The sequence below is a fragment of the Devosia yakushimensis genome (genome assembly GCF_030159855.1).
GTDB classification, from domain to species: Bacteria; Pseudomonadota; Alphaproteobacteria; order Rhizobiales; family Devosiaceae; genus Devosia; species Devosia yakushimensis.
This window is the reverse complement of the sequence record NZ_BSNG01000002.1, coordinates 227,338-239,978: the sequence shown is the minus strand read 5'-3', so window position 1 is coordinate 239,978 and position 12,641 is coordinate 227,338. Positions and strand designations below refer to the sequence as shown.

Sequence of the window (12,641 nt, the reverse complement as noted above, 5' to 3'; positions counted from 1 at the left end):
CGAAACGGCACAATTCGGTGCCCCTACCGCTCTCCGCTGTAACCTTCGAACCAAAACCGGAACGAACGCAGAAAGAATCACGGAGAATCGCTCAATGCCGCTTTGTTCCACACAATATCTGGTGGACCCGACCGCCCCGCGCCCACAATCGACAAACCGGCCGGGGCTCCCGCCCGGCAATCAGCCTCCGGGCCATTCATTTCCATCACCAAGCGGTAAAAATCGCCACTTTGCCGTCAGAGATAAACAAAACCCTAACCGCAAAAAGCATAGGGACCACACTGGTTTAACAGCACGGTCCCCGCAAAATGCCCGATCCCGGGCGGCATTTTTGGCAAAAAAGCCGTTGACCGTATCGAAACGGGACGGCCCGGCGGCGAAGCTCTATTTGCGCATATTGGTCATCACCATGGAGAGATCACCCATATTGGTGCCCACCAGCACGCGATAGGGCACGAAATAGCCCGTCTCGCCCAACGGCGCATACCACATCAGGATGCGGCTGGTATCGGCCAGGTAATTGGTGATTTCCGATTCAGTGAAATGCCCCGAGATCGGCTGATAGTCGAGGCTGCACACCACCACCGGGCCCTGATAGCCCGTGCGTGGCGAGGTAGCCTCATCCTCCCCGGCATAGCTCATGGCGAGATTGAAGCGCTCGACGCCGGTAAAGATATTGAGCTTGCGCTGGCAAAGCCCCTTGTCGAGCGCGCCACCCTTGACCACGAAAGCCGAGAGGAAATCGCCCACCCCGCTCAGGTGCCGGCGCTCCAGCGGCACTCTGTCATGGGTATCCACGATGGGCGGCTCGACCTTGAATGCGCTGACCGCCCCACCCGCATAGGACACATCGACGCCAAACGACTCGCCATTGGCCCGCGTCTTGAGGTTAAACGCCTGCGACACCAGCCCATTGCTCGAGCTGCCCGAGGCATGGGCGCTGGCCGTGCCGCTGGCGACGATCGCTCCCATCCCCGCCACATTGGCGGAAAGATCGAGCGCGTAGCGCGATCCATTATCGCTGAGCTCGACATCCATCATGGCGATGTTGATGCCGCCCAGGGTCAATACATAACTGGCGCCGGCATCGACCTGCTGGGCCAGAACCGGGGTGGAGGCCATGAGGGCCATTGCAGCGAGGGCGGAACGGAAATAGGTCAAGGGCGCGTCGTCTCAACACTTGGGGGCGAGCAGGCAGGCCCGGACGCCGGCAGCGAATCACTTGTTACCTTGAAATTGCCGCGCCCTTGTGGCCCATGCAAGGCAATCACGGCGGTTACGGCCCCTGTCGTCTTGACGTACCCCCCCGTTTTCTCTAAAGAGCCCCCAGATTTCACAACAATCGAGGCCCGTCGCGGGATTAGCCGCCACGCAGGACCTTTACACAAATTAGGATATCCCAAATGGCACGTCGCTGTGAACTGACCGGCAAGGGCGTAATGGTAGGCAACAATGTCAGCCACGCTCTCAACCGCACCCGCCGCCGCTTTCTCCCGAACCTGCTGAACGTGACGCTGATCTCGGACGCGCTCAACCGCCCCGTCAAGCTCCGCATCACCGCTTCTGCCCTGCGTTCGGTCGAGCACCGCGGCGGCCTCGATGCCTTCCTGCTCAAGCAGGACGATGCCGATCTGTCCCCTCTTGCCCTGGGCATCAAGAAGGAAGTTCGCGCCGCCCTCGCTGCCTAAGCGAACCGGCCGACCCCATGAATTGACCGCGTGGATGGCTTATCCACGCGGTTTTGTTTTGCGCTATACTGGCCAGAACAAATCCGCTGCTTCGGTCTATTGCCGAACCGCAGCCATATAGAGGTGCATTCTGATGCTTGCTCGTTTCCTGGCGGCCATTGCCGCCATGGTCGTGGTCGTCGCCGCGTCCAATGTTCTGGTGCTTTACCCCCTCCAGGTCCAGCTTGGCCCCGTCAATCTGGCCGACCTGTTGACCTGGGGCGCCTTCACCTTCCCCTTTGCCTTCCTCGTCACCGACCTCACCAACCGCTATGACGGCCCGCGCAATGCCCGGCTTGTCGTGCTGGTGGGCTTTCTGGTCGGCCTGGGGCTCTCCTTCTATCTGAGCTACCATCCCCTGCCCTGGAATCCCCAGGGCGGTTCCGCGACCACTCAGCGCATCGCGCTGGCCTCGGCGGCGGCATTCCTCGTCGGCCAATTGCTCGACATCGCCATCTTCTCGCGCCTGCGCGCCGCCAGGGCCTGGTATCTGCCCCCGCTCGCCGGCTCACTCTTCGGCTCGCTGATCGACACCACGATCTTTTTTTCAGTCGCCTTTGCGCCTGCCTTGGCCGGCATCGATCTGCTCTTCGGCATTGAAGATGGCTCGCTCGCCTTCCCCGCGCCATGGCTCGGCATCGGCCCCGGAGTCCCCCTCTGGATTTCGCTAGCCTCCGGCGATTTCCTGGTCAAATTCCTCGCCGCCCTGCTGCTGCTCGCCCCCTATCGGGCGCTCATGGGCCGCATCATGCCCCTGCCACCGCTTGGGGCGCGAGCCTGACGACAATAATACCTACCTGATCTGGCGGTGAGCACTGAGGTGCCGAGGCGGCTTGCAAGCCGGCATCACCGCCGTATCGGCGCCTCAGGCAACCCAAACTCCAGCAGCAAGCTCCGCTGCCAGTCATTAAAGTTGTTATCCGACCCGATGACGATCCGCGTCTCGCCATCGGGAGCGGTGTAAACCGCCATCGATTCCATATTGTCGACCTCCCCGCCGCCGGCCGTCAGCAACACCTCGCCCGCCATCACATTGCCCGCCCGCACTTCCGCTGCCGGGACACGACGCAGCGCCATGGAAAAGGTCAGGAACGACACGCCGCGTTCCAGCACCAAAAGATCCCCATTGGGCAGGAAAGCGCATTCCGTGGGCTTGGTCGCCCCACTCGAGCGATAGCTGACCGGTCCCTTGTCCTTCTGCCCCAGCAACCAACCACGATGATTACCGTCGGCATCGAGTTCGCCCTCGGTGAGCAGCAATGTCGAGCCGGCGATCGGTGATCCCGGCGGCGCAATGCAGACCGATTCCAGCGATTCATTGCTCCGCAAGCCGCTCAGCCAATCGGGGATCGCTACCTCGCGCGCCGGACCACCCGGCACGCCATTGGCGAGCGCAAAATCGGCAACCCGCGTCAGATGCTCGAACCCCACCCGCACCGCCACCGGCACGCCGTCGCGATAGACCGTGTCGACCGCCTCCGCATCCCTGGCATATTGCCGGGGCAGGGGATCGCCCTTGGAATTGCGCATGGCCTCGATGCTGACGCCCAAGAGGCCGAAAAGCCTGCCCGCATCGTCATAGGCCAATCGCCCCGAAACGAAATTGCCCCGGTCGCTGACAAAGACCACAAGGCCATCGGCGCCGGTAAAGGTCAGCCCGGAGAGGCCGCCAAACGTATCTTCCTGGCTGACGAGAGCGATGCCGCCCCGCCAGATCAACTTATCCACGCCCTGGTCGAGCGCGCTATCCTTGAAGCGGGTGATCTGGACGGCGCTGACGGTCACCTCGGCGGCTGCGGCGGGCTGTATTCCCGCCAGCAGCGCCGCGATCCCGACAGCAAGCAGCAATCTCATCCGCGGCCGCGCCGGCGTGATTGGGCAGGAGGCTCCTCATCGAACAAGGCCGCCAGCTCATCGGTCAACGCCCCGGCCAGCTCTTCCGCATCGAGCAGCGTCACCGCCCGGCGGTAATACCGCGTCACGTCATGCCCGATGCCCACCGCCACCAGCTGAATGGGCGAGCGCGTTTCGATATCTTCGATCACCTGCCGCAAATGGGCTTCCAGATAATTGCCGGCATTGACCGATTGCGTGCTGTCATCAACCGGCGCGCCATCGGAAATCACCATCAGGATGCGCCGAGCTTCCGGCCGCGCCATCAGTCGCTTGCGCGCCCATTCCAGCGCCTCGCCGTCGATATTTTCCTTGAGCAGGCCTTCGCGCATCATCAGGCCCAGATTGCGCCGCGCATGCCGCCACGGCTCGTCCGCTGCCTTATAGATGATGTGGCGCACATCATTGACGCGCCCCGGATTGGCTGGCCGATTGGCCTCCAGCCACGCCTCGCGGCTCTTGCCGCCCTTCCAGGCGCGGGTGGTAAAGCCCAAAATCTCGACCTTGACCCCACACCGCTCCAGCGTGCGGGCAAGAATATCGCCGCAGATCGCCGCAATGGTGATCGGCCGCCCGCGCATCGAGCCGGAATTGTCGATCAGCAGCGTCACAATCGTATCGCGGAAATCGGTGTCGTTCTCGACCTTGAAGCTCAAAGCCTGCATCGGGTCGGTCACCACGCGCGTCAACCGCGCCGTATCCAGCAGGCCTTCTTCGAGGTCAAACTGCCAGCTGCGATTCTGCTTGGCCATCAGCCGCCGCTGCAGCTTGTTGGCCAGCCGCGCCACCGCGCCCGCCAGGTTCTCCAACTGCTTGTCGAGCAGAGCCCGCAACTGATCCAGCTCGTCGGGCGGGCACAATTCGGCCGCCTTGACGATCTCGTCGAACTTGGTGGTGAAGACCTTGTATTGGAACTGGTTGGAGAGGCGCTCCCCCCCATCCTTGGCCGGCGGGGGCATGGGCGCGTCTTCGCCGGCTTCGGCGGCCGCGTCCTCATCGGTATCGGCCATGTCCGATTCCATGCCTTCGACGTCGCCGGTATCCTCGCTCTCGCCAGCCTGCTCGTCCTGGTCGGCATCCGAGCTGTCGTTCTCGCCCTCGCCCTGCTCCGGCGCCTTGTCCGAACTGTCCCCGTCATCGGGCTCCTGGTTGTCGTCCGTTTCCTCATCGGAGGAATCGGGGTCATCCAGCTCGCTTTCGGGCACCAGGTTGAGGTCGCGCAACAGCGCCTTGGCGGCCTTGGAGAACTCGTCCTGGTTCTCATAGCGCGTCAAAAGCTCGTCGAGCGACTTGCCGCCCTTGTCCTCGATCTCCTTGCGCCACAGATCGACCAGCGCATGCCCGGAAGGCGGCACCGGCACACCAGCCAGCTTTTCGCGCAACAACAGGCCCAGGGCCTCGGCAATAGGCGCATCGCCCTTGTCCTCGACCTCGGCGAAATTGGCGCGGAACAGCCGGTCTTCCAGCATTTCCCCGATATTGCCGATCATGCCCGGCATGCGCACGCAGCCCAGGGCCTCGACGCGAGCCTGTTCCAGCGCATCGAACGCGGCGCGGGCCATCGGGTCCATCGGGCTGCGCTTGCGGTGGGTTTCGGGATCATGGCTGGCCAGCCGCATCGCCATCGCGTCGCCCTGCCCGCGGGCAATGGCCACGTCACGCTTGGTGGGCAGGCGTGGCAAATTGGCCAGCCGCGCCTTGTCGCTGGTCAAGAGCGGCCGGTCCGAGGTGAAGCTCACCTCCAGGTCCGCCTTGCCGCCAATGGCTCGCACGGTTGCACCCATGGCCGCTTTGAAGACCTGGGTCTGGTCGGGCTTGTTGGCTTTGCTGCGCGGTATCTGTGCCATGAAAAGCGGTCCGGCTTAGTGTTCTTGGTCTGGTCTATGCGCTGCCATCAGCAGCAGCATCGGCCTGATGATTTCATCGGCAAGGCCGGGCATGGCCTTGAGGTCGTCCTGGCTAGGCGCCCATTCATCCATGGCGTCAATGACAAAGCCCGCCACCAGCAATGCTGTTACCATGGTCGACATCTTGCGATGGTATTTGACGATGCCCTCGACCACCCAATTGGTCACCCGTTCGCCCTCGCGCGCATAGTCGCTGAGTGCAAAGACCCGCTTGCCATCCGCCTCGAGCCATTCGGGCTCCCCGCGCGCCGCAAAGATCGGATGCTCCATCGAAAAGACGAAGGCGCCACCCGGCACCAGCCCATCGCTGACCTTGCGTGCAAAAGCGTCGAAGTCACTGAGGTAATGCACCGCCAGCGAGGAGAACACGACATCATAAGCCCCCGCCTGGGGCACATAGGTCTCAAGATCGGCTTGCTCATAGCGAATGGGCAGACCCGGTCCACGCTCCTTGGCGCTGGCGATCATCTTTTCCGAGAGATCGACGCCCACGACCTCGGCGGCGCCGGCCTCCACCGCAAAGCGGCAGAACGCACCAAAGCCCGATCCGAGATCGAGCACGCGCTTCCCCCTCAGGTCCGGCAGCATGGCTTTGAGCGACGCCCATTCGGGAGCCCCAGCCAGTCCCTGGCGCGAGCGCGGGAACTGGCTGTAGCCCTCGAAGAATTTGGCGTCGTCATAGATATTCTGGGCCATCATGCAATCCGCTGCAGAAGCGCGTGGGCTCCCCGTTCACAGGGGCATTTCCACGCAAGCGGGAACCCCTGTTTTGCTGAAGCACCCCCAAACGGAGGTTCCCGCATCTGCAGGAATGACCCGGAGGGTGTGAGGTTAAGCCGTCACCGCCAGATTGGCCGACGACTCGGGCAGGTCTTCCCCGAACACGCGCTGATAGAATTCGGCCACCACGGGGCGCTCGAGCTCGTCGCATTTGTTGAGGAAGGTCAGCCGGAACGAGAAGCCGACATCGCCGCCAAAAATCTGCGAATTCTCGGCCCAGGTGATCACCGTACGCGGGCTCATCACGGTGGAGAGATCGCCATTGATGAAAGCCTGACGCGTGAGGTCGGCCAGCCGCACCATATTGGAAATAAGCTTCTTGCCCTTTTCGGTCTCGCCATAGGCCTTGTTCTTGGCCAGAACGATGCCGACTTCCTTGTCGTGCGGCAGATAATTGAGCGTCGTCACCAAGCTCCAGCGGTCCATCTGGCCCTGGTTGATCTGCTGGGTGCCGTGATAAAGCCCGGACGTATCGCCCAGCCCGATCGTATTGGTGGTCGCAAACAGCCGGAAAGCCGGATGCGGCACGATCACCCGGTTCTGGTCGAGCAGGGTCAACCGGCCGGCAACTTCGAGCACGCGCTGGATCACGAACATCACGTCGGGCCGGCCCGCATCATATTCGTCAAACACCAGCGCGACATTGTTCTGCACCGCCCAGGGCAGAATACCGTCACGGAACTCGGTGATCTGCTTGCCATCCTTGAGCACGATCGCGTCCTTGCCGACGAGATCGATACGCGACACATGGCTATCGAGGTTCACGCGCACCAGCGGCCAGTTCAGCCGCGCCGCGACCTGCTCGATATGGGTCGATTTACCCGTGCCGTGATAGCCCTGCACCATGACACGGCGATTGAAGGCAAAGCCCGCCAGGATCGCCAGGGTGGTATTGCGGTCGAACAGGTAATCCGGATCGACCGGCGGCACATGGCTGGTGCGTTCGGCATAGCCCTTGACCACCATGTCGGTATCGATCCCGAACAGGTCCCGGGCCTTGTAGTCGGTGTCGGGCAGATTGCTGAATTCACTCATCGGAGGGCTCTTGCAGAAAGGAGAGAAAATCGAGGCGGGATAGAGGAAAGACGGGCGCTCTATAGCAGCTATGTGACTAAGGGGGTAGCCGTCTACCGTGTGACGAAGCCGGTCTTCTTGAGATGCGAATAGGCCGCGATAATCGCCCGCAGCCGGTCCTCGGAAGATTTGTCACCGCCATTGGCATCGGGGTGATGGATCTTGACCAGGGTTTTATAGGCCCGCTTGATCTCGTCCGATTTGACATGGCCCATAATACCAAGCGTTTCCAGCGCCCGCCGGTCCTGCTCATGCAGGGGCTTCACCCGCTCGGAGGCCGGGGTCTGTGCCTGGCGGTGGCGATAGCGCGCAAAAACGCCAAACGGATCGCCATATTTGTCGCCGGGGCGCAGGCCGGCTGTGTTGGCCGCCCGCGAATTGCGCGCCCCAGCCTGCCCAGTGGCAAAGCTCTTGCGGGTCTCGGCCTTGGGCGGGGCGTGCAGTGCCTCCTCCAGCTCGTCCTTCTCCATGCCGGCGAAGAAGTTGAAGGCGGTATTGTAGTGCCGCACATGCTCAAGGCAGAAATGGTGGTACTGGCCCTCGCTGCGATGACCCTTGGGCGCCTTGTAGGTCCCGGGCTCCTCGCAGCCTTCCCAGTCGCAGACCTGCTCCACCGGCGCGGGCTTTTCTTCCCGCCGCGGCCTGATGCGAATGTTATCGAACAGCTTGGATTGCAGTTTCATTCTCGCCTAGTTACTTGCCAATAAACCAAAGGAACCTGCCACGATGTCCGCCAGACAGACCATCATAGCCAAGCTCACCGATAAGTTTGCCCCCGTTTTCCTCGATGTGATCGACGAGTCGAACAAGCATCACGGTCACGCCGGCTGGCGGGAGGGTGGTGAAACCCATTTTCGTGTCAGAATCGCGACCCGTCATTTTGACGGGCTAAGCCGCGTCGCGCAACACCGCGCCGTCATGGACGCGCTGCAAACCGAACTCAAAGACCGCGTCCACGCCCTGGCCATCGATGTTTTGCCCAGCGATGGGCCTTTTGACTGATCGCGCCGAGCCGCCGAACCTCCCCTCGCCCTTGCGGGAGAGGGACCGATCTTTCTTCGTTCAGAAGAATGATCAGGGTGAGGGGTTCTGCACCATTCTATGCCAGAGGCACAGAGAAAGACCTACCGCATCTCATCCAGAAACGCCGACACCGCCTCCGGCGCCACACCCTTTTCGATGAAGGCCTTGCCGATGCCGCGCGTCAGAATAAATGTCAACGCCCCGCGCGAAACCTTCTTGTCCTGCGCAATGGCCGCCATCAGCGTCTCGGTCGCGCCGACGCCGCCTTCGATATCACCCAATAGGGTTGGCAGGCCCGCGCTTTTCAAATGCGCCGCAATCCGCCCGGTATCCTGGCTCGGCGCGAGGCCCAGCCTGGCCGAAAAACCATGCGCCAGCACCATGCCGATACTGACCCCCTCGCCATGCAGGAGGCGCTCGGAATAGCCGGTGTCCTTTTCCAAGGCATGCCCAAAAGTATGCCCCAGATTGAGCAGTGCCCGAACGCCCAGCTCTTTCTCGTCCTCGATCACCACCCGGGCCTTGTGCGCACAGCACCGGGCAATCGCCTCGCCCCGCGCCGGCCCGCCGGCAAAAATCTCTTCGCGCTTTTCCTCGAGCCAGAAGAAGAAGTCCTCGTCGTCGATCAGCCCATATTTGACCACCTCGGCATAACCCGAGGCAAATTGCCGTGGCGCCAGCGTATCGAGCGTCGACAGGTCCGCCAGCACCAGCTTGGGCTGATGAAACGCCCCGATCAAATTCTTGCCATGCGGCGAATTGATTCCGGTCTTGCCGCCCACCGAACTATCCACCTGCGCCAAAAGCGAAGTCGGCATCTGCACGAAATCCATGCCACGCCGCGCAATCGAAGCAGCAAACCCAGCCAGATCGCCGATCACCCCGCCGCCCAGCGCGATTACCAGATCGCCGCGTTCCAGCCGCGCTGCCAATATGCCCTCGACAGCCGCCTGCAGCCCCGGCCAGCCCTTGGTGCCCTCGCCCGCCGGCAACACGATTTCGTTATGACCCAACCCCGCCGCATCAAGCGAAGCGATCAGCCTGGGCAATTGTGCCTTGGCGACGGTTTCATCGGTGATGATGCCAAAGCGGCGCCCTGGGAACCGCTCGGCCAGGATCGCCCCGGCATCGTCGAGCAGCCGATCCCCGATCAGAATGTCATAGGCACGCTCCCCCAGAGCAACGTGAACCTTGTGGGCGATATCGGCCATGATCGAAAATCCTAGTTCTTGAGATGGGCCAGCACGGCCTCGATCACGTCGCCCGCCACCACATCCTGCGGCACATCGCGCGACAGCACGGTCACATGGGCATCGGCATAGATAGGGTAGCGCTCGGTGATCAGCGTTTCGAGTGTCTGGCGGGGATTGGCCGTCTTGAGCAGGGGCCGGTTGGAGCGCCGTGACACCCGCTCGAACAAAATATCGGCCTCGGCCTTGAGCCACACCGAGATCGCCTCGGCATTGACCAATGTCCGCGTTTCGGCGTTGACGAAAGCCCCGCCACCGGTCGCCAACACGATGTCCTTGTCCTTGAGCACCCGGGCAATGACCCGGGTTTCGCCCGCCCGGAATTCGGGCTCGCCCCGTTGCTCGAAAATCTCGGGAATGCTCATCTGCGCGGCCTTCTCGATTTCCTCGTCGCTATCGAGAAACAGCCGGTTGAGCTTGGCAGCCAGCCGCCGTCCCACGGTCGTCTTACCCGCCCCCATCATGCCGACCAGCACGATTGGCCTGCCAGCCAGGAGGGTAGCAAGTTCTTCGGCACGGGCCTGCCGCTTTGCCGGATCGGATCGGCTCAATTGGGGCTCCAAAGCTGTCTGGGGGCTATCAAGCCGTCCGGGTCCCGCCTGTCAAGAACAGGAAGGCCTCTCCGTCATTTCGGTGAGGGCAAAACCGGCAAATTGGCTTATGCCTACCAGATGGAAACCATTTGCGGGCAGTTTTAAGAAAAGACAGACGCCGGATCGCCATGCCTACGCTCATCCGCCTGATCATCATCCTGCTGTTTCTCGCCGGCCTCGTCTATGGCGGCATGATCGCGCTTGTCGCCTATGTGCAGCCCAATCCCAAGGAAACTACCATCCGCATTCCCCAGCGTGATCTGCTGGGCGGCGGCGAACCCACCCTGCCCGGTCAGGCGCCCGCCACCCCGCCGGCCGATGAGACGCCCACGCCATGAGCGGGGATCATCTCATCGGCGCCTTCCTCGAGATGATGAGCGCAGAGCGCGGGGCCGCCAAAAACACCATCGAGGCCTATCGCCGCGACCTCGTCGACTATGCCGGCTTCGCCAAGGCGCATAAGCAGACCCTGCTCACCCTTCCACGCGAAACCGTCACCGCCTATCTCGATGATCTGCGGACTCAGGGGCTCTCTGCATCCTCCAGCGCCCGTCGGCTCTCAGCGATCCGCCAGTTCCACCGCTTCCTCTGTGCCGATAACCTGCGCGAGGATGATCCCACCCGCATCGTGGCCAGCCCCAAGAGCCGCCGCGCCCTACCCAAAGTGCTGTCGGTCGCCGAAGTGGACAAGCTCCTTGCCACAGCCGAAGCCGAGACCAATGCGACCGCCTCGCCGCAAAAACAGGCGGCCGCCCTCCGTCTCTACCTGCTGCTCGAATTGCTCTATGCCACCGGGATGCGCGTTTCCGAACTGGTGAGCCTCAAGCGTTCCGCGGTCATGCGCGACGCCAGTTTCATCACCGTTACCGGCAAGGGCAACAAGGAGCGCGTCGTGCCGGTCAATGATCGCGCCCGCGACGCCATCCGCGCCTATCTCAAGACGCTGGAGCCCGGCCAATATCTTTTCCCCGCCACCGGCGCCGAGGGTTATCTTTCCCGTCAGGTCTTCGCCCGTGATCTCAAGAGCCTGGCCGGCCGCGCCGGCATCAGTTCGGCCCGGGTCGCTCCGCACGTGCTGCGCCATGCCTTTGCCAGCCATCTTTTGGGCGGCGGTGCGGATTTGCGGGTGGTGCAGATGCTGCTGGGCCATGCCGATATTTCGACGACGCAGATTTATACCCACGTGCTTGACGAGAAATTGCGGAGCCTCGTCGAACAGCACCACCCATTGAGCGATTCCGCGAAATAGGTGGCTGTTGGTGCCACGAAATGTTAGCCAAATGTGCACCGATTAAGCGCATTGGTGGTGTGGTCTTGACTCGGCGATGATCGGTCGCCACTTTCCGGCCACTTTGGGGCGCAAGAGCAGCCCCTTCCTCTTCGGTCGCAGCAAAACGACCCCAAACGGGCGGTGGGATGCAGTCTTATCTCGATTTCGAAAAGCCGGTAGCCGATCTTGAAGGCAAGATCGCCGAACTCAAGTCGCTGGCGGCGACCGACCAGGCTGTGTCCATCGATGAGGAAGTCAACCGCCTGTCGAGCCGCGCCGACGAGGCGCTGGTCGAAATCTACAAAAAGCTCACGCCCTGGCAGAAAACCCAGGTTGCGCGCCATCCGCAGCGCCCGCATTTCTCCGATTATGTGGCCGGCCTCATCACCGAATGGACCCCGCTCTCGGGTGACCGGAAATTTGCCGAGGACGCCGCCGTGCAGGCGGGCTTCGGCCGCTTCAACGGGCAGCCCGTCGCCATTCTCGGCCAGGAAAAGGGCAATTCCACCGAAAGCCGCCTCAAGCATAATTTCGGCATGGCCCGTCCCGAGGGCTACCGCAAGGCCGTCCGCATCATGGATATGGCTGACCGTTTCAACATCCCGGTCATCTCCTTCGTTGATACCGCTGGCGCCTATCCCGGCATCGGCGCCGAGGAACGGGGCCAGGCCGAAGCCATTGCCCGCTCGACCGAAAAGTCGCTCGAACTCGGCGTGCCCAACCTCGCCATCATCATCGGCGAAGGCGGCTCGGGTGGTGCGATTGCCATTGCCACCACCAATCGCGTGCTGATGCTGGAGCACGCCATCTATTCGGTAATCTCGCCTGAAGGCGGCGCGTCGATCCTCTGGAAAGATGCAGCCAAGGCGCAGGATGCTGCGATGACGATGAAGATCACCTCGGCCGATCTGCTGGCCTTCGGTGTCGTCGACGGCATCATTCCCGAACCTACCGGCGGCGCCCATCGTCATCCCGACCAGGTCATGGCCTCCACCAGCGCCGCCATCGACAAGTTCCTCGCCGATTTCGCCGGCAAGGGGCGTCTGGAAACCCGCGAGCACCGCCGCGAGAAGTTCCTGGCCATCGGCACCGCGATCTGATCGCAGGAACGCCCGGTCTCCATC

14 protein-coding genes are annotated in these 12,641 nt (G+C 62.4%); 6 read left to right on the top strand and 8 right to left on the bottom strand.

The annotated features are described in order from the left end of the window. Positions 1–384: 384 nt before the first annotated feature. A complete protein-coding gene (locus tag QQL79_RS18380) occupies positions 385–1,161 on the bottom strand; it encodes a DUF3108 domain-containing protein (protein WP_284393329.1) in 777 nt (258 codons plus the stop codon). Positions 1,162–1,403: 242 nt separating this feature from the next. Here QQL79_RS18380 and rpmB point away from each other — a divergent pair, with 242 nt between their 5' ends. Both rpmB and QQL79_RS18370 read left to right on the top strand, forming a co-directional pair. After that, positions 1,404–1,688 carry a 50S ribosomal protein L28 gene (rpmB, locus tag QQL79_RS18375; protein ID WP_284393328.1) on the top strand — a complete coding sequence of 95 codons (285 nt, stop codon included), beginning with the start codon at positions 1,404–1,406 and terminating at the stop codon, positions 1,686–1,688. Between the two features lie 133 nt (positions 1,689–1,821). Next, complete coding sequence (locus tag QQL79_RS18370; RefSeq protein WP_284393327.1) at positions 1,822–2,508, top strand: queuosine precursor transporter; 687 nt, start codon at positions 1,822–1,824, stop codon at positions 2,506–2,508. 65 nt (positions 2,509–2,573) lie between these two features. Here the strand turns inward: QQL79_RS18370 and QQL79_RS18365 are convergent, their stop codons facing one another. The 5 genes from QQL79_RS18365 to QQL79_RS18345 form a co-directional block, all read right to left on the bottom strand. Then, complete coding sequence (locus QQL79_RS18365) at positions 2,574–3,581, bottom strand: esterase-like activity of phytase family protein (RefSeq protein WP_284393324.1); 1,008 nt, start codon at positions 3,579–3,581, stop codon at positions 2,574–2,576. Continuing rightward, the gene (gene cobT, locus QQL79_RS18360; protein WP_284393322.1) at positions 3,578–5,467 is read right to left on the bottom strand and encodes a cobaltochelatase subunit CobT; all 1,890 of its coding nucleotides are present in this window, start codon (positions 5,465–5,467) and stop codon (positions 3,578–3,580) included. Before cobT ends, QQL79_RS18365 begins: the two co-directional genes overlap by 4 nt. Positions 5,468–5,482: 15 nt before the next feature. Further along, positions 5,483–6,223 carry a class I SAM-dependent methyltransferase gene (locus QQL79_RS18355; protein WP_284393320.1) on the bottom strand — a complete coding sequence of 247 codons (741 nt, stop codon included), beginning with the start codon at positions 6,221–6,223 and terminating at the stop codon, positions 5,483–5,485. A 135-nt stretch (positions 6,224–6,358) separates the two neighbouring features. Continuing rightward, positions 6,359–7,342 (bottom strand): cobaltochelatase subunit CobS, encoded by a 984-nt coding sequence (cobS, locus tag QQL79_RS18350; protein WP_284393319.1) that lies wholly within the window; start codon positions 7,340–7,342, stop codon positions 6,359–6,361. A 92-nt stretch (positions 7,343–7,434) separates the two neighbouring features. Then, the gene (locus QQL79_RS18345; RefSeq protein ID WP_284393316.1) at positions 7,435–8,064 is read right to left on the bottom strand and encodes a J domain-containing protein; all 630 of its coding nucleotides are present in this window, start codon (positions 8,062–8,064) and stop codon (positions 7,435–7,437) included. Between the two features lie 43 nt (positions 8,065–8,107). Here QQL79_RS18345 and QQL79_RS18340 point away from each other — a divergent pair, with 43 nt between their 5' ends. Further along, the gene (locus tag QQL79_RS18340) at positions 8,108–8,383 is read left to right on the top strand and encodes a BolA family protein (protein ID WP_284393315.1); all 276 of its coding nucleotides are present in this window, start codon (positions 8,108–8,110) and stop codon (positions 8,381–8,383) included. 122 nt (positions 8,384–8,505) lie between these two features. On the opposite strand, the gene aroB is transcribed toward QQL79_RS18340, so the two are convergent. Both aroB and QQL79_RS18330 read right to left on the bottom strand, forming a co-directional pair. Further along, positions 8,506–9,615, bottom strand: coding sequence for a 3-dehydroquinate synthase (aroB, locus tag QQL79_RS18335; RefSeq protein ID WP_284393313.1), 1,110 nt, complete (start codon positions 9,613–9,615; stop codon positions 8,506–8,508). Between the two features lie 11 nt (positions 9,616–9,626). Further along, complete coding sequence (locus QQL79_RS18330; protein WP_284393312.1) at positions 9,627–10,205, bottom strand: shikimate kinase; 579 nt, start codon at positions 10,203–10,205, stop codon at positions 9,627–9,629. 170 nt (positions 10,206–10,375) lie between these two features. On the opposite strand from QQL79_RS18330, the gene QQL79_RS18325 reads away from it, so the two are divergent. From QQL79_RS18325 to QQL79_RS18315, 3 genes are all read left to right on the top strand, one after another. Continuing rightward, the gene (locus tag QQL79_RS18325) at positions 10,376–10,585 is read left to right on the top strand and encodes a histidine kinase (RefSeq protein ID WP_284393311.1); all 210 of its coding nucleotides are present in this window, start codon (positions 10,376–10,378) and stop codon (positions 10,583–10,585) included. Continuing rightward, a complete protein-coding gene (gene xerD / locus QQL79_RS18320; protein WP_284393309.1) occupies positions 10,582–11,496 on the top strand; it encodes a site-specific tyrosine recombinase XerD in 915 nt (304 codons plus the stop codon). Before QQL79_RS18325 ends, xerD begins: the two co-directional genes overlap by 4 nt. Before the next feature lie 167 nt (positions 11,497–11,663). Then, complete coding sequence (locus tag QQL79_RS18315) at positions 11,664–12,617, top strand: acetyl-CoA carboxylase carboxyltransferase subunit alpha (protein ID WP_284393308.1); 954 nt, start codon at positions 11,664–11,666, stop codon at positions 12,615–12,617. Positions 12,618–12,641 lie beyond the last annotated feature (24 nt).

Excerpts from the sequence above, each read along its gene's own strand:
- rpmB (WP_284393328.1), top strand. The coding sequence starts at position 1,404 with ATGGCACGTCGCTGTGAACTGACCGGCAAGGGCGTAATGGTAGGCAAC.
- QQL79_RS18315 (WP_284393308.1), top strand. The coding sequence starts at position 11,664 with ATGCAGTCTTATCTCGATTTCGAAAAGCCGGTAGCCGATCTTGAAGGC.
- aroB (WP_284393313.1), bottom strand. The coding sequence starts at position 9,615 with ATGGCCGATATCGCCCACAAGGTTCACGTTGCTCTGGGGGAGCGTGCC.
- xerD (WP_284393309.1), top strand. The coding sequence starts at position 10,582 with ATGAGCGGGGATCATCTCATCGGCGCCTTCCTCGAGATGATGAGCGCA.
- QQL79_RS18365 (WP_284393324.1), bottom strand. The coding sequence starts at position 3,581 with ATGAGATTGCTGCTTGCTGTCGGGATCGCGGCGCTGCTGGCGGGAATA.
- QQL79_RS18370 (WP_284393327.1), top strand. The coding sequence starts at position 1,822 with ATGCTTGCTCGTTTCCTGGCGGCCATTGCCGCCATGGTCGTGGTCGTC.
- cobS (WP_284393319.1), bottom strand. The coding sequence starts at position 7,342 with ATGAGTGAATTCAGCAATCTGCCCGACACCGACTACAAGGCCCGGGAC.
- QQL79_RS18345 (WP_284393316.1), bottom strand. The coding sequence starts at position 8,064 with ATGAAACTGCAATCCAAGCTGTTCGATAACATTCGCATCAGGCCGCGG.
- QQL79_RS18340 (WP_284393315.1), top strand. The coding sequence starts at position 8,108 with ATGTCCGCCAGACAGACCATCATAGCCAAGCTCACCGATAAGTTTGCC.
- QQL79_RS18355 (WP_284393320.1), bottom strand. The coding sequence starts at position 6,223 with ATGGCCCAGAATATCTATGACGACGCCAAATTCTTCGAGGGCTACAGC.
- QQL79_RS18325 (WP_284393311.1), top strand. The coding sequence starts at position 10,376 with ATGCCTACGCTCATCCGCCTGATCATCATCCTGCTGTTTCTCGCCGGC.
- cobT (WP_284393322.1), bottom strand. The coding sequence starts at position 5,467 with ATGGCACAGATACCGCGCAGCAAAGCCAACAAGCCCGACCAGACCCAG.